This is a genomic window from Spiribacter aquaticus (assembly GCF_007625215.1).
In the GTDB taxonomy this organism is placed as follows: Bacteria; Pseudomonadota; Gammaproteobacteria; order Nitrococcales; family Nitrococcaceae; genus Spiribacter; species Spiribacter roseus.
Genome location: NZ_VMKP01000002.1, coordinates 476,448 through 491,379, shown reverse-complemented (window position 1 = coordinate 491,379; position 14,932 = coordinate 476,448). Strand labels below are relative to the sequence as shown.

Sequence of the window (14,932 nt, the reverse complement as noted above, 5' to 3'; positions counted from 1 at the left end):
CGGGTCTCGGTTTAGATTGGAATTATTCCAAATTCTGATCGACAGGGGGTCCTGATGCAGCGCAGACGCGACGGCTGGATAGCGCGGGCGGCAGTGATGGCCGTCGGCCTTGCGCTGACTTCGGTCGCCCCGGCGGCCCCCAGCGTGCTGGCCACCACCGGCATGGTCGCGGATCTGGTGGATCGCATCGGCGGCGAGTGCATCCAGACCGAGGCACTGATGGGCCCGGGCATCGACCCCCATCTCTATCGCGCCGCCGCCTCCGACGTGCAGGCGTTCCAGTCGGCGTCGCTGATCGCCTACAACGGCCTGGGGCTGGAAGGTCAGCTCGACAGCGTCCTGCGGCGGTTCGGCGAGCGCCGGCCGACGCTGGCGGTGGCCGAGGCGGCGGCCGCGGCCGGGCCGGTTGATCTAATTCAGACGGACGGCGACGGCGCACCCGATCCGCATGTCTGGATGGATGCCGCGCTCTGGTCGCAGGCGATCACGCCCACGGTGGAGGCGCTTCGTCAGGCGGTGCCGGACTGCACGGCCGGGCTGCGTGAGCGGGCCTCCGCCCTGAGGGGACAGCTCAGCGCGCTAGATGCGTGGATGCGCGCCAGCATCGCCAGTATTCCGGCGGGTCAGCGCGTGCTGCTGACCGCGCATGATGCCTTTGGCTATTACGGTCGGGCTTATGATATCGAGGTGCGCGGCATCCAGGGCATCAGCACCACCGCCGAGGCGAGCGTGGCCGATATCCAGGCCAACGCCCGCCTGATCGCCGAGCGGGAACTGCCGGCCCTGTTCGTCGAGAGCACGATCAACCCGCGCACGGTGGACGCGGTGGTGGCGGCGGCCCGCGAGCGCGGGGCCGAGGTGGTCATTGGCGATACCCTCTATGGCGATGCCCTGGGCGAGTCCGGGACCCTCGCCGACAGCCTGCCGGGCCTGCTCATTCACAACACCGCGGCCATCACCCGCGAGCTGGGTGGTGAGCGCGCACCGTTGCCGGCGGCGCTGAGCGACTGGCGGGCGCCGCTGCGCGCGCGCCACGGAGGCGAGTGATGGCCGCCATGGATCCGCCGGCCGGAGAACGCCCGTCGGCGCGCTGGGCCCTGCATACCGAGGATCTGACCGTCAGCTACGGTGATCGTCCGGCGCTCTGGGACATCGACCTGAACATCCCGCCGGGTGTGCTCGCCGGCGTCATCGGCCCCAACGGCGCGGGCAAGAGCACCCTGCTCAAGGCGGTGCTGGGTCTGGTGCCGCTGTCGGCGGGCCATGTCCGTCTGTTCGGCCGCCGCTATCGCGAGCAGCGCCAGCGGGTGGGCTATGTGCCGCAGCGATCGTCGGTGGACTGGGACTTTCCCACCACCGCCGTCGATGTGGTGACCATGGGGTTATACGGCCAGCTCGGCTGGCTGCGCTGGCCGGGGCGCCGCGAGCGCGACCGGGCCCTGCGGGCGCTGGAGGAGGTGGGCATGGAAATGCTGGCCGACCGCCAGATCAGCGAGCTCTCGGGCGGTCAGCAGCAGCGCGTGTTCATTGCCCGGGCCTTGGTCCAGCAGCCCGACATCCTGTTGCTCGATGAGCCCATGGCCGGGGTCGATGCGACCACCGAGCGCAGCATCATCGAGATCCTCGGGCGACTGCGCGACGAGGGGCGCACCATCATCCTCGTGCATCACGATCTACAGACCGTGGAGCGCTATTTCGACTGGCTGGTCTTTCTGAACGTGCGCGTCATTGCGGCAGGCCCCATCGGCTCGGTGTACACGGCGCGCAACCTGCGTCGGGCCTACGGCGGTCAGGTCGCGCTGCTGGACGAGGGCGGTCAGGCAACCGGGACGCGGGATGATGGCGACGCTGCTGACTGATTACACCCTGCAGAACGTCCTGCTCGGGGCGGTGCTGATCGGCGTGATCAGCGGTGTGCTCGGCTCGTTCGCGGTGCTGCGGCGCCAGAGCCTGCTGGGCGATACCCTCTCGCACGCGGCCCTGCCCGGGGTGTGCATCGGCTTCATGCTGGCGGGGGCCCGGGATCTTGGCAGCATCATGGGCGGTGCGCTGGTGACGGCCGTGGCGGCGGCGCTGATGACCGTGGCCATCACCCGGCATACCCGGCTCAAGATGGACGCGGCACTGGCCGCGACGCTCAGCCTCGGTTTTGCCCTGGGGGTGGTGCTGCTGACCTGGATCCAGTCCCGGGGCGGGGCGGCGCAGGCCGGTCTCGACAGCTTCCTGTTCGGTCAGGCGGCCGCCACCACGCGGGCCGACCTCTACCCGATGATGGCGCTGGTGGGCATCAGTCTGCTGGGGGTCGTGCTCCTGTGGAAGCCGCTCAAGGTGATGACCTTTGACCCGACCTTCGCGGCGGTGGTGGGCCTGCCGGTGCACCGGCTCGAGGCGCTGCTCACCGCGATGATCGCCCTTGCGGTGGTCACCGGGCTGCAGATGGTGGGCGTGGTGCTGATGACGGCCATGGTGATCGCCCCGGGTGCCGCGGCGCGTCAGTGGTGCGGCAGTCTGATGGGCATGGTCCTGCTCTCGGCGCTGCTCGGCGCCCTGGCGGGGGGCGTGGGCGGGCTTGGCAGCGCCCTCGCGCCGGGGCTTTCCACCGGGCCGCTGATTGTCCTGACCGCCACGCTCATCGCTCTGGTCTCGCTACTGGTGGCACCGCACCGGGGGCTGGTCCCGCAGTGGTGGCGGCAGCGCCGGCGGCGCCGCTCGACGTCTACCGACCGCATTCTGGGAACGCTCTACGAGCTCGCCCGCGAGCACGATGACTGGCGGTATCGGGTTGAACAGGGGGCCGTGGACGCCTACCACGGCATGGTCACCGAGCCGCAGCTGGTCACGCTGGCCGAGCGTGGGCTGGTCACGCCGGTTCAGCATCTCCCCGACGAAGGGCCCCACTGGCAGTTGACCGAGGCCGGGGTCGATCACGCCGCGGCCCGCGAAAGGCGCCAGCGCGGCGGCCGCCGGAGGCGATCATGACCCTGCTTGCCGAGCCCCTGGTCGCGATCCTGGTCACGGGGATGCTGGTGGGCACCAGTGCCGCACTGCTGGGCAGTTTCCTGGTGCTGCGCGGCAACAGCATGCTCGCCGATGCGATCAGCCATTCGATCCTGTTCGGCATTGCCGTGGCCTGGCTGCTGTCGGGGCAGACCAGTGGGCCGGTGCAGATCGCCGGTGCCGCGCTCAGTGGTGTGCTCGCGGTGTTTCTCATCGAGACGCTGACGCGCACGCGGCGGCTGCGCGATGATGCCGCCACCGGTCTGGTGTTTCCGGCGCTTTTCAGTGCCGGCGTTCTGCTGATCAATGTGACTGCGCGGGATGTGCATCTCGATGAGCACACCGTGCTGTTGGGGGAAGTGGGTTTCGTCTGGCTGGACACGGTGACCATCGCCGGTATCGAGCTGCCCCGGGCGATGCTGGCCACCGGCGTGATGCTGCTGCTGGATGCCGCATTCGTGCTGGCCTTCTACAAGGCGCTCAAGCTCGCCACGTTCGACCCCGATCTGGCGCGGGCGCTGGGCCTGGCCCCGGGGATCATTTTCTACGCCCATCTGGCGCTGGTCAGTGGCACGGCGGTGGCGGCCTTTGATGCCGTCGGCGTCGTGCTGTTCATTACCTTTGTGGTGGTGCCGCCGGCCACGGCCTACCTGCTGACCCGGCGCCTGCTGCCGATGATCGCCCTGGCCATGCTGATCGCCGCGCTGAGCGCGCCGCTCGGCTATGCGCTGGCGATCGCGCTGAATGTCTCGATCGGCGGGTCGATGGCGCTGGCCAACGGGCCGTTTCTACTGGCCGCCTATGGCTGGCGGCGCTGGCGTGGCGGACGGCGCGCCGCGCCGGCGTCAGCGGCCTACTCCGACCCGCCGTCGGCGTAGCGGTGACGCTCGGGGAACTCGCAGAGGTCGTAGAGGGGGCAGGCCCCGCAGCGCGGCCGGCGAGCAAGGCAGGTATAGCGGCCGTGCAGGATCAGCCAGTGATGGGCGTCCTGCAGAAATTCCTTCGGTACCTGGCGCATTAATCTGTCTTCCACGGCCCGGACGGTTTTGCCTTTCGCAATGCCCGTGCGGTTGGCGACCCGGAAGATGTGGGTGTCGACGGCCATTGTGGGTTCGCCGAAGGCCGTGTTGAGCACGACGTTCGCCGTCTTGCGGCCGACGCCGGGCAGCGCCTCGAGGGCCTTGCGGTCGTGGGGCACCACGCCATCGTGGGACGCCACCAGGGCCTCGCAGGTGGCGATGATGTTCTTCGCCTTGCTGTTGAAAAGCCCGATGGTGCGGATGTAGTCCCGCAGGCCGTCTTCGCCCAGGGCGAGGATCGCGCCCGGGGTATTGGCATCGCGGAAGAGCGGCCCGGTGGCCTTGTTGACGCCGCGGTCGGTGGCCTGGGCCGACAGGATGACCGCGATGAGCAGCTCGAAGGGCGTCGAGTAGTTGAGCTCGGTGGTGGGCTGCGGGTTGGCCTCACGCAACCGCTCGAAGATGGCCCGGCGCTTGTCGCGGTTCATGACCCGCGACCCCGTTGACGTCGCTTTGCCCGCACCCGGGCCAGGGCCGCCTTCGCGGTCTCGCGGCGGGTCTCGCGATCGGGCAGCGCCGGCGCCGCCGGCGTGGTGGGCGAGGCGCGTTGGGTCTCACGCCGCTGGCGGCGCTTTTCCTCACGCCGGGCCTGGCGCTGCAGCAGGCGTTGCTGGCGGGCGTTAAAGCGCCGCCGGGCACGATCGCGGCGCTGTTGCTGCTGATCGACGGGCTCGGCCTCGCGCTCGGTGGGCAGCATATGAATGCAATCCACCGGGCAGGGGGCCAGGCACAGATCGCAGCCCGTGCACTCCTCGGCGATGACCGTGTGCATGCGCTGACGGGCGCCGACGATGGCATCCACCGGGCAGGCCTGAATGCATTTGGTACAGCCGATGCACACCGACTCGTCGATCCAGGCCACCCGCGGCGGCCGGTAGTCGCCATGTTCGGGGTTGAGGGGCAGTGCCGGCCGGTCCAGCAGCTGCGCCAGCGCATCGATGGTGGCCTGACCGCCGGGCGGGCACTGGTTGATCTCCGCCTCGCCCTGCGCGATGGCCTCGGCGTAGGGCCGGCAACCCGGATAACCGCACTGCTCGCACTGCGTCTGGGGCAGCAGGGCGTCGATGCGCTCGGTCACGGAGGCCCCGCCGCTCATGCCGGTTTCAGGTTATCCCGTGATTCTTCGATCATCGCCTCGATGGCGGCCGGATCCACCCGGGTCATCAGCGGCTTGAACGTGTCGATCCGGTGATCCAGCAGCGGCTGGCCGGCATCGGCCCACTCCATGGGCGGAATCTGCAGGAAGCGCTCTGCCGCGGCGGCGGTATCCGGCAGCACCGGTTTGAGGTAGAGCATCAGCACCCGGAACAGGTTGAGCCCGGTGGTGTTGATGGCCTGCACCGCCTCGGCCTGGTCGGGATCCTTCGCCAGCACCCAGGGCTTTTTCTCGTCGATGTACTGGTTGGCCTCGTCGGCCAGGGCCATCACCTCGCGGACCACCCGGGCATAGGCGCGGTCCTCATAATGCCCGCCGATCACCTCGGCCCGGGCGCTCATGCGCCGGAACAGCTCCGGGGCGTCCAGACGCGGACCCAGCCATCCTTCGGAGCGCTTGTTGATGAAACCCGCGCAGCGGCTGGCGATGTTGACCAGCTTGCCCACCAGATCGGCATTCACCCGCTGGGTGAAATCCTCCAGGCTCAGATCGATATCATGCACGCCGGCGCCCAGTTTGGCGGCGAAGTAGTAGCGCAGGTACTCGGCATTCAGATGCCGCCGGTAGGTTTCCGCCATGATGAAGGTGCCGCGTGACTTCGACATCTTCTGCCCGTCCACGGTGAGAAAGCCGTGGGCGCAGACCCGAGTGGGGGTCCGGAAGCCGGCGCCGTGCAGCATCGCCGGCCAGAACAGGGCGTGGAAGTAAACGATGTCCTTACCGATGAAGTGGTACAGCTCGGTGTCCGAATCGGCGTTCCACCATTCGTCAAAATCCAGACCCTGGCGGTTGCACAGGTCTTGGAAACTGGCCATGTAGCCGATCGGGGCGTCCAGCCAGACGTAGAAATACTTGTCATCGGTATCCGGGATGCGGAAACCGAAGTAGGGCGCATCGCGGGAGATGTCCCAGGCGCGCAGGCCGGCGTCGAACCACTCCTGGAGTTTGTTCGAGACCTCGTCCTGCAGACCCTCACTCGAGGCCCATTCGCGCAGCATGGGCTCGAAGTCCTGGAGGCGGAAGAAGTAGTGCTCGGACTCGCGCTGGACCGGGGCCTCGCCCGAGATCACCGACACCGGGTTGCGCAGCTCGTCGGGGGAGTAGCTCGCCCCGCAGGCCTCGCAGTTGTCGCCGTACTGGTCATCGGCGCCGCAGCGCGGGCAGGTGCCCTTGATGTAGCGGTCCGGCAGGAACATGCCCTCGTGCCCGTCATAGGCCTGGGTGATGGTCCGGCGGTCGATCCAGCCGCCATCACGCAGCCGCGTGTAGATGAGCTCGGCGTAGTGGCGATTTTCCTCGGAGTGGGTGGTGTAGTAGTTGTCGAAGGCGATCCCGAAGCTGGCGAAGTCGCGCCGATGCTCGGCGCCGACCCGCTCGATCAGTGTCTCGGGTGTGATCCCCTGCTCGCGGGCCTTGAGCATGATGGGCGTGCCGTGGGCGTCGTCGGCGCAGACATACCAGCACTCGTTACCCTGCAGCTTCTGGAAGCGCACCCAGATGTCGGTCTGGATGTATTCGACGAGATGACCCAGATGGATCGGCCCATTGGCATAGGGTAGGGCGCTGGTGACCAGGATCTTGCGCGCCATGCACACTCCGCGTTGGCAGTCAGTAAACCCGCATTATGCCAGAGGCGAAGCCAGTCGCGGAGCCTGCGGCCGGTTGAGGGCGGCGATGATCGAGCGGGTGGCCGCGGCCGGCGACTGCCTGCCGACATCAACACTGATTTCGGCATAGTGGCGGTACAGCGCCTCGCGCTCGGCGTAGAGGTCTTCGAGGCTCTGGTCGGCGGCGCGGGCCAGGCCGCGGGTGTCGACGTCGGTGACCCGCTCGAGCAGCACCGCCAGATCGGCATGCAGGTGCACGAGGATGCCGTCGGCCTGCAGCGCGGCCATTGCCGCCGGGCTGTAGACGGCGCTGCCGCCGGTGGCGATGACATGGCCGCGGCACTGGAGTGCGGCGAGGGTATCGGCATCGAGGGTGCGCAGGGCGCGGTGGCCGCGGGTATCGACGATCGCCTGCAGGGTTTGCCCCTCGCGGGTCTCGATCAGGGCATCGGTGTCAGTGAACCCGAGCCCGAGGGCGGTGGCCAGGGACTGCCCCAGGGTGGACTTGCCGGCCCCCGGCATGCCGATGAGGACCAGGTTGTGGCGCGCGTCGGTCATGCCGTGAATCTGCCGCAACGCGGCGCCGGCGGCAACCCGCGTGCCAACCCCGCCCCGGACGTGTTTAATGCGGGGGGCGGGCTGTTTACACTCGCGCCTGATCTATAGGGCGTCGTAACGACGGGGGATGAATGACTGAACTCAACCGCGAATCGGTGGAGCAGGCGCTGGGCGCGTGGACCGAGCCGGCGCTGGGGATGGATCTGATCACTGCCGGGGCGGTGAGCGACATCCGGCTGGATGGTGACGCGGTGGCCATCGATCTGAGCCTGGGGTTTCCCGCCGGGCGGTACCAGGACACCCTGCGCGGCACGCTGGAAGCCGCCGTGCGCGAGGCGACCGGCGCGCGGTCGGTGAGCGTGAGCGTGGACTGGTCGGTGGGGGCCCGTCAGGTGCAGGCGAGTCTCAAGCCGATGGACAACGTCCGCAACATCATTGCCGTGGCCTCGGCCAAGGGCGGTGTCGGCAAGTCCACCTGCGCCGCCAATCTGGCCCTCGCCCTCGCCGACGAGGGGGCCCGGGTGGGCATCCTGGATGCCGACATCTACGGCCCCAGCCAGCCGCGGATGATGGGCGTGGCCGGGCAGAAGCCCGACAGCCCCGAGGGCAAGACCATGTTCCCGCTGGAAAACCACGGCGTGCAGATCATGTCCATCGGGTTCCTGATTGAGGAGGATTCGCCGATGGTCTGGCGCGGGCCCATGGTGACCCAGGCGCTGACCCAGCTGCTCAACGACACGCGCTGGGATGCGCTCGATTACCTGATCATTGACCTGCCGCCGGGCACCGGTGACATCCAGCTGACGCTGTCGCAGAAGGTGCCGGTGGCCGGCGCGGTGGTGGTCACCACGCCGCAGGACATCGCCACCCTGGACGCCCGCAAGGGCGTGCGGATGTTTGAGAAGGTCAAGGTGCCGGTGCTGGGCATCCTCGAGAACATGAGCCTGCACATCTGCTCGAACTGCGGCCATGAGGAGGCACTGTTCGGCACCGGTGGTGGCCAGCAGCTGGCCGACGACGAGGGGGTGGCGCTGCTTGGCGCGCTGCCGCTGGAGATCGGCATCCGCGAGCAGTCCGATCAGGGCGCGCCCACCGTCACGGCGGCACCGGCATCGGCGGCGGCGGAGCGCTTCCGCGAGGCGGCCCGGCGGACCGCGGCACTTCTTTCACGACAGGATCCGGCGGGCACCAGCCGGTTCCCGAATATCGTCGTCGACGACGACTAGGGCAGGGGGAACAGACACAGTGAGCATCAAATCCGATCGCTGGATACGGTCCATGGCGGAGGACGGCATGATCGAGCCGTTCGAACCCGGGCAGGTACGGGGGGAGGCCGACGGCGAGCGGATGATCTCCTACGGCACGTCGAGCTACGGCTACGACGTGCGCTGCGCCGATCAGTTCAAGATCTTCACCAACATCAGCTCGGCGGTGGTCGATCCGAAGAACTTCGACGAATCGAGCTTCGTCGATCTGCAGTCGGACGTCTGCATCATCCCGCCCAACAGCTTCGCACTGGCAAGCACCGTTGAGTACTTCCGTATTCCGCGCAACATCCTCACGATCTGTCTGGGCAAATCGACCTATGCGCGCTGCGGCATCATCGTCAATGTCACGCCCCTCGAGCCCGAGTGGGAGGGCCATGTGACCCTGGAGTTTTCCAACACCACGACGCTGCCGGCGAAGATCTACGCCAACGAAGGTGTGGCGCAGATGCTGTTTCTGGAATCGGACGAAGTCTGCGAGGCGTCGTACAAAGACCGCTCGGGCAAGTACATGGGCCAGCGCGGGGTGACGCTGCCGCGGCCCTAGCGGCGGCGGTCAAGGCCGTCCAGACGGCTCAGGACCATGCGGAAGTTGCGATCACCGGCCTCGCGCTGCTCCACCTGCACGGCCAGATAGCGCAGGGCCGGCGCCACCCACAGCGTGGTCACCCGATCGCTGTCCGGGTCCGAGCGGTGGACGGTCAGTGCCTCGAAGCGGCCGGCGGGGGTATCCACCTGGGTGGTGTCGCCGATGCGCAGCTCATAGGTCTTGAGCTGGCCGCCGTCGGCGATGCGATAGACCAGAGTGTCATCGCCGTCATCCCGCTCGGCCAGGTCGTGCATCAGCTGCAGTGGACTGATCACCCGATCGATGGTGTCCGGCGTAATGGCCATGCGCCAGGGCCGGTCGGCCACATCGTTGACCACCCGCATCGCCTCCCAGTCGAAGCGCAGTTCCGCGCGCCGGTCGTCGTCACCGCCGCTGCGGGTATAGCGGTAGACGTCGGGCCGGAAGCCGTCGGCCTGGATGTGGCCGATGCTCATCTCGCGCACGCTGCTCGAGTAGAAAAGCCCGGCCAGACGATTGGGCCGGACCGACAGCCGGTAGAGGTAGCGGTCCTGCGCCGGCCGGCGAAAGCGCAGCTCGGCGTGGCCCAGGGTCAATCCAGCCTTGCGGACGTCATAGCGCGCGCTGAACGCCGGTGGCGCCTCGACGGGTGTCGCCAGCGTCGCCGCGTTCGCCGCCAGCAGCAACAGCCCCAGGGCCATGGCGCAGAGCCAGGCGCCGCGCATCAGCCCGGGGTGGCCGCCGTCGGCGTCAGGCAGGGCGGATGCGGCGGGATCCGGCCATCGTGGCGGACGCCGCCGTCGCCCAGCTGCACTCGGCCGTCGGCGATCCAGCCCACCACCTGGGGGTAGAGGACATGCTCCATGGCCTGCACGCGCTGGGCGAGTCGCGCGGCGTCATCGTCCGGGTGGATGGGGACCGCCGCCTGGGCGATCACCGGGCCGGCGTCCAGCTCGGGGATCACGTAGTGCACGCTGCAGCCATGCTGCCGTTCCCCCGCGGCGATGGCCCGCTCGTGGGTATGCAGGCCGCGGTAGGCGGGCAGCAGTGACGGGTGGATATTGATCAGCCGGCCGGTGAACCGGGCGACGAACGCCGCCCCCAGGATGCGCATGAACCCGGCCAAAACGATCAGATCGGGTCGGGCGGCCTCAAGCCGATCAGCCAGGGCTTGATCGTAGGCCTCGCGCCGCTCGAAGTCGCGGTGATCGATCACCTCGGTGGCGATCCCGGCCGCGGCCGCGCGCTCAAGCCCTCCGGCGTCGGGACGGTTGCTGATCACGCGGCCCACATGGGCGGCGATCCGCCCGGCCTGGACGGCATCAATGATGGCCTGCAGGTTGGTCCCGCTGCCGGAGATCAGCACCGCGATGCGGAAACCGCCGGTATCGCTCAAACCCCCTCCTGGTAAATGACCGCGTTGGCGGATTCGCGGGCGGGCACCACGTCGCCCAGGCGCCAGGCCGTTTCGCCGGCTGCCCGCAGCTGATCGAGGGCCAGGTCGGCCTGGTCCGGGGGAACGATCACCACCATGCCGACGCCGCCATTGAAGGTCCGGCGCATATCGGCGATGTCCACCCCGCCGGTGGTCTGCAGCCAGTCGAACAGCGCCGGCCACTGCCAGCTGCCGGTGTCGACGCGCGCGGTCAGGCCCTCGGGCATAATGCGTGGCAGGTTGTCGGTGAGCCCGCCACCGGTGATGTGGCTGATGCCATGGATGGCCACCTCGCGCTGCAGCTGCTGGACGGTGCGTGCGTAGATCCGCGTGGGGGCCAGCAGCCACTCATCAATGCGGCGGCCGTCCAGCGATCGACTGAGGGCGTCGGGATCGCGCTCGAGGATGCGCCGGACCAGCGAGTAGCCATTGGCGTGCACCCCGCTGCTTGCCAGCGCGATCAGACAGTCGCCGGCGCGGATGCCCGAGCCGTCGATCAGCGCATCGCGCTCGACCACGCCCACGCAGAAGCCGGCCAGGTCATAGTCGCCATCGCGGTACATTCCGGGCATTTCGGCCGTCTCGCCGCCGATCAGCCCGGCGCCCGCCTCGCGGCAGCCCGTGGCGATGCCGCGGATGACCCGCTCGGCGATGGCCGGCTCGAGCCGGCCGGTGGCGTAGTAGTCAAGAAAGAACAGCGGCTCGGCACCGCCGACGATCACATCGTTGACGCACATCGCGACCAGATCGATGCCGATGCCATCATGCTGGCCGGTCTCGAGCGCAAGGCGCAGCTTAGTACCGACGCCGTCGGTGCCTGCCACCAGCAGCGGGTGGCGGTAGCGCTCCACCGGCAGTTCGAACAGTCCGCCGAACCCGCCCAGGCTGCCGACCATGCCCGGGCGCCGGGTGGCGGCGACATCGCCCTTGATGCGCTCGACAAGATCGGCGCCGGCATCAATGTCGACGCCCGCGTCGCGGTAGGTCAGTCCGGGTCGGGAATCCGGGGAGTCCAAGATCTCGCTCCTGTCTGGGTCTGGTCGTGCCGTTGGATGGCGTCATGGTACCTTAAAACCTCTTGGGGTCACGGGCTCGCCACTCACTCGGATGTTGAACGTGCTGCGCATCAGTCTCGCTTTTGCCATGGGGATGACCGTGCTGGTCATGGCCCCGGTGGTGCCGGCTCAGGACAACCTCGGCGCCGTCGAGGTGCCGGTGGCCGACAACAGCGCCGCGGCCCGCGACGACGTGCTTGTCGAGGCCCTTGACGCGCTTCTGGTGCGCCTCACCGGCCAGCCCGATATTGTCGGGTCGGCGGTGGCCGAGCGCCTGCGCGGGCGGGTCAGTGACACGGTCAATGGCTTTTCGTATCGCTCGGTCGAGGTGGATGACGGCGATCAGGCGGAGCGCGAGACCCGCCTTCGGGTGCGCTTTTCGCGGGCCGCCGTGCGCAACGCCCTGGCCCGTGATGGGGTCGCCGTCTGGCCGCCTTCGCCGCCCACGGTGCTGGTCTGGCTGGGCGCGCAGCGCGATGGCGAGCGGTTCATTGCCGGCAGCGACCGGGGCGAGGCGCTGCTCGACGCGCTGGAGGCGGCGGCCCGCCCCCTCGGGATCCGCCCTGTCGCGCCGCTGATGGACCTTCAGGATCGTCGTAACCTGGGCTTCGCCGACATCGCCGGCGGCTTTGTCGAGCCGGTGCGCGCCGCCTCCGAGCGATACGGCGCCGACGCGGTGCTGATGGGGCGTCTGCAGCAGGGTGCGGGCCGGGAGGATGAAGTGCGCTGGACACTGCTGCCCGGCGACGGCGAGCCGGTGCAGCGCTGGCGGACCCGTGCCGCAAGCCTCGAGGCGGTGATGGCCGCGGGCGCGCGGGGGCTGGCCGAGCGCCTTCGCCAGAGCCTCGCCTACGTCGCCGATCCCGATTCGCGCCGCCAGTTCACCGTCAGCGTCGACGGCATCGACTCGCTGGCCGCCCATCAGGCGGTGGCGGCGCGGCTTGGCGAACTGGTGGGCGTCACCCGCGTGATCCCCGCCGAGGTGGGCGGGGACCGGGTGCGCTGGCGGCTGGCCATCGGCGTCGACGCCGGGCGCGTCGAGCGGGCCCTGGCCGCCGATCCGCGCCTGCAACCCACGGGTGATGGCTACCGCTGGCGGCAATGATCGATCAGGGTCGCGGCGCGCAGCTGGCGCTGGATTTTCGCTGGAACGACGCCGCCGATCTCAAGGCGTTCGTGGCCACCGGCAACGAGCAGGCGGTGGCCGCCGTCGAGGGGCTGACCGGCTGGTTCGCCCAGTCGCTCTACCTGACTGGGCCCGCGGGCAGTGGTCGCAGCCACCTGCTGCAGGCCGCCTGCGGGCGCATGAGTGCCGCCGGCGGGACCGCGGTGTACATCCCCCTCGGCCAGCACATCGACGGCCCCACCGCGCCGCTGGACGGGCTTGAGTCCCTGTCGCTGGTCACGGTGGATGATCTCGAATTGCTGGCCGGGCGCGGGGACTGGCAGGAGGCCTTTTTCCACCTGTTCAATCGCCTGCGGGATGCTGGCGGGCTGCTGATGGTGGCCGCCGCGGGCGCGCCGGCCGGTCTGGGGATTGCCCTGCCGGATCTGGTCTCACGGCTTGAGTCGATGCTGCGCCTGCGCCTGACGCCCCCCGATGACGCTCGCCGCCGGGAGATACTGACCGGTGCGCTGGCCCGGCGTGGACTTCGCATGCCCGCCGCCGGCGTCGATTATCTGCTGCGCCACCAGGCCCGCGATCTGAACCATCTGCTGGGAGTGGTGGACCGACTCGACAGTGCCTCGCTGCAGGCCGGCCGGCGGCTGACCGTGCCCTTCATCCAGTCGGTGCTACGCGGTCAGCCCGCGGACTGACCCGCTTTGTGGCGCTGCTTGCCGCGCCGCAGGATGAGCATGACGGCGCTGAAGTAGCCGAGCGTCAGCAGAATCTCCGCGGCGCCCAGCCAGCGCTGGGGCGCCGCACCGGTGGCCGCCAGCAGCCCGTGGATGAAGTACAGCAGGATGAGCATGCCCGTCCACTGCAGGGTGTAGCGTCGCCGATGCAGCACGCCGCGCAGGCCCAGCACCAGCGGCAGCAGGAAGATCAGCAGTACCGGGCTGCGCAGCGATTCCGGCGGGGGTGCCAGCCAGATCAGCCAGGCGAACAGCAGCGCGGTCAGTGCGACGTAACAGCCCGCGGCCATCCAGTAGAGCCGCGACGCGGCGACTTCACGCGCGGTCTCGCCGGCCGCCGCCGGGGGTTTGCCTTTGACCGCCTTCATGCCGGGCGCGGGTCGCCCGGGGCGCCCAGCCGCAGGGCCGCCTGCGCCACCCTTGATCCCAGCGCCTGACAGAGGGCCGCCTCGGTGTCATCCACCGGCCGGTCGGCCTCGGCCCCGGCCAGATGGCTGGGGCCATAGGGGGTGCCACCGGTGGTGGTCGCGGTCAGACCGGCCTCGGTGTAGGGCAGGCCGACCAGATACAGACCGTGATGCAGCAGCGGCAGCATCATCGACAGCAGGGTCGCCTCCTGACCGCCGTGGAGGCTGCCGGTGGATGTGAACACCGCGCCGGGCTTGCCGTTGAGCGCACCACTCAGCCACAGGCTGGTGGTCTGATCCAGGAAATGCTTGAGCGGTGCCGCCATGTTGCCAAACCGCGTCGGGCTGCCAAGGATCAGTCCATCGCACTCGGCCAGGTCATCCAGCGCGGCGTAGGGTGGGCCGGCATCGGGCACCGGTGGCGCGGTGGCCTCGGACACCTCCGAGACCGGTGGCACGGCGCGGACCCGCGCACTCACGCCACTGACGGCCTCGACGCCGTGGGCGATCCGGCGCGCCATGGTCGCGGTGGCGCCGTGGCGGCTGTAGTACAGGATCAGGATTTCGCAGCTCATGGGGCAATATTGGGTGTTAGATTACCGACACGCAAGCAGCCAGGAGGTGACGATGGACGACACACAGGAAGCCTGCCACCAGTTCCGCGTACGCGGTCATGTGCAGGGGGTGTACTACCGGGCCGCCACCCGCGATGAGGCGATCGCGCTGGGACTGCGCGGCTGGGTCGAAAACCGCGCCGACGGCAGTGTCTCGGTGGTGGTCTGTGGCCCCGAGCCCGCGGTCGAGACGCTGCGCGAGTGGCTCTGGAGCGGCCCGCCCGCGGCACGGGTCGATTCGGTGGAGGCCGAGCCCGTGGCCGATCCGGGCAGCGAGGGCTTTGCCATCGTCTGACCCCACCGTCCGGGCGTCCCGCGCAAATTGACCGATATC

The 14,932-nt window shown here is 69.1% G+C and carries 16 protein-coding genes and 2 pseudogenes; 9 read left to right on the top strand and 9 right to left on the bottom strand.

Features of this window, described 5'->3' with window-relative positions; genetic code table 11:
* Positions 1–54: 54 nt before the first annotated feature.
* Genes FPL11_RS05830 through FPL11_RS05815 form a run of 4 tightly spaced genes read left to right on the top strand, consistent with a single transcriptional unit; the run spans position 55 to position 3,875 of the window.
* Positions 55–1,047 carry a metal ABC transporter solute-binding protein, Zn/Mn family gene (locus FPL11_RS05830; protein ID WP_200833576.1) on the top strand — a complete coding sequence of 331 codons (993 nt, stop codon included), beginning with the start codon at positions 55–57 and terminating at the stop codon, positions 1,045–1,047.
* Entirely contained in the window at positions 1,047–1,859 is an 813-nt protein-coding gene (locus tag FPL11_RS05825) for a metal ABC transporter ATP-binding protein (RefSeq protein WP_235012034.1), read from the top strand. The genes FPL11_RS05830 and FPL11_RS05825 overlap by 1 nt, the downstream gene beginning before the upstream one ends.
* On the top strand, positions 1,840–2,979 hold the full coding sequence (locus FPL11_RS05820) for a metal ABC transporter permease (protein ID WP_144347797.1): 1,140 nt from the start codon (positions 1,840–1,842) through the stop codon (positions 2,977–2,979). Before FPL11_RS05825 ends, FPL11_RS05820 begins: the two co-directional genes overlap by 20 nt.
* On the top strand, positions 2,976–3,875 hold the full coding sequence (locus FPL11_RS05815) for a metal ABC transporter permease (protein WP_144347796.1): 900 nt from the start codon (positions 2,976–2,978) through the stop codon (positions 3,873–3,875). The genes FPL11_RS05820 and FPL11_RS05815 overlap by 4 nt, the downstream gene beginning before the upstream one ends.
* Here the strand turns inward: FPL11_RS05815 and nth are convergent.
* The 4 genes and pseudogenes from nth to FPL11_RS05795 form a co-directional block, all read right to left on the bottom strand.
* Complete coding sequence (nth, locus tag FPL11_RS05810; protein WP_144347795.1) at positions 3,851–4,504, bottom strand: endonuclease III; 654 nt, start codon at positions 4,502–4,504, stop codon at positions 3,851–3,853. The two genes, FPL11_RS05815 and nth, sit on opposite strands and share 25 nt — an antisense overlap.
* 218 nt (positions 4,505–4,722) lie before the next feature.
* Positions 4,723–5,154, bottom strand: a pseudogene (gene rsxB, locus FPL11_RS10195) (electron transport complex subunit RsxB); the annotation flags it as partial.
* 26 nt (positions 5,155–5,180) lie between these two features.
* A pseudogene (gene metG / locus FPL11_RS05800) lies at positions 5,181–6,821 on the bottom strand (methionine--tRNA ligase); the annotation flags it as partial.
* A 33-nt stretch (positions 6,822–6,854) separates the two neighbouring features.
* A complete protein-coding gene (locus FPL11_RS05795; RefSeq protein WP_144347792.1) occupies positions 6,855–7,397 on the bottom strand; it encodes a shikimate kinase in 543 nt (180 codons plus the stop codon).
* Positions 7,398–7,528: 131 nt separating this feature from the next.
* Between FPL11_RS05795 and apbC the strand changes: the two genes are divergently transcribed.
* Both apbC and dcd read left to right on the top strand, forming a co-directional pair.
* The gene (apbC, locus tag FPL11_RS05790; protein ID WP_144347791.1) at positions 7,529–8,623 is read left to right on the top strand and encodes an iron-sulfur cluster carrier protein ApbC; all 1,095 of its coding nucleotides are present in this window, start codon (positions 7,529–7,531) and stop codon (positions 8,621–8,623) included.
* 19 nt (positions 8,624–8,642) lie between these two features.
* Positions 8,643–9,209, top strand: coding sequence for a dCTP deaminase (dcd, locus tag FPL11_RS05785; RefSeq protein ID WP_144347790.1), 567 nt, complete (start codon positions 8,643–8,645; stop codon positions 9,207–9,209).
* On the opposite strand, the gene FPL11_RS05780 is transcribed toward dcd, so the two are convergent.
* The 3 genes from FPL11_RS05780 to purM are packed head-to-tail and all read right to left on the bottom strand — an operon-like array spanning position 9,206 to position 11,684.
* A complete protein-coding gene (locus FPL11_RS05780; RefSeq protein ID WP_144347789.1) occupies positions 9,206–9,955 on the bottom strand; it encodes a DUF3108 domain-containing protein in 750 nt (249 codons plus the stop codon). The genes dcd and FPL11_RS05780 overlap by 4 nt on opposite strands.
* Positions 9,955–10,626, bottom strand: coding sequence for a phosphoribosylglycinamide formyltransferase (purN, locus tag FPL11_RS05775; RefSeq protein WP_144347788.1), 672 nt, complete (start codon positions 10,624–10,626; stop codon positions 9,955–9,957). Before purN ends, FPL11_RS05780 begins: the two co-directional genes overlap by 1 nt.
* On the bottom strand, positions 10,623–11,684 hold the full coding sequence (gene purM / locus FPL11_RS05770) for a phosphoribosylformylglycinamidine cyclo-ligase (RefSeq protein WP_144347787.1): 1,062 nt from the start codon (positions 11,682–11,684) through the stop codon (positions 10,623–10,625). Before purM ends, purN begins: the two co-directional genes overlap by 4 nt.
* A gap of 88 nt (positions 11,685–11,772) precedes the next feature.
* Between purM and FPL11_RS05765 the strand changes: the two genes are divergently transcribed.
* The gene (locus FPL11_RS05765) at positions 11,773–12,825 is read left to right on the top strand and encodes a DUF2066 domain-containing protein (RefSeq protein WP_144347786.1); all 1,053 of its coding nucleotides are present in this window, start codon (positions 11,773–11,775) and stop codon (positions 12,823–12,825) included.
* Positions 12,822–13,538 carry a DnaA regulatory inactivator Hda gene (gene hda, locus FPL11_RS05760; RefSeq protein WP_144347785.1) on the top strand — a complete coding sequence of 239 codons (717 nt, stop codon included), beginning with the start codon at positions 12,822–12,824 and terminating at the stop codon, positions 13,536–13,538. Before FPL11_RS05765 ends, hda begins: the two co-directional genes overlap by 4 nt.
* On the opposite strand, the gene FPL11_RS05755 is transcribed toward hda, so the two are convergent.
* Both FPL11_RS05755 and wrbA read right to left on the bottom strand, forming a co-directional pair.
* Positions 13,523–13,945, bottom strand: a complete 423-nt coding sequence (locus FPL11_RS05755) for a DUF2069 domain-containing protein (protein WP_144347784.1) — start codon at positions 13,943–13,945, stop codon at positions 13,523–13,525. The genes hda and FPL11_RS05755 overlap by 16 nt on opposite strands.
* The gene (gene wrbA / locus FPL11_RS05750; protein ID WP_110883199.1) at positions 13,942–14,559 is read right to left on the bottom strand and encodes an NAD(P)H:quinone oxidoreductase; all 618 of its coding nucleotides are present in this window, start codon (positions 14,557–14,559) and stop codon (positions 13,942–13,944) included. The genes FPL11_RS05755 and wrbA overlap by 4 nt, the downstream gene beginning before the upstream one ends.
* Positions 14,560–14,611: 52 nt before the next feature.
* Between wrbA and FPL11_RS05745 the strand changes: the two genes are divergently transcribed.
* Positions 14,612–14,893 carry an acylphosphatase gene (locus FPL11_RS05745; RefSeq protein ID WP_144347783.1) on the top strand — a complete coding sequence of 94 codons (282 nt, stop codon included), beginning with the start codon at positions 14,612–14,614 and terminating at the stop codon, positions 14,891–14,893.
* The last annotated feature ends 39 nt before the right edge of the window (positions 14,894–14,932 follow it).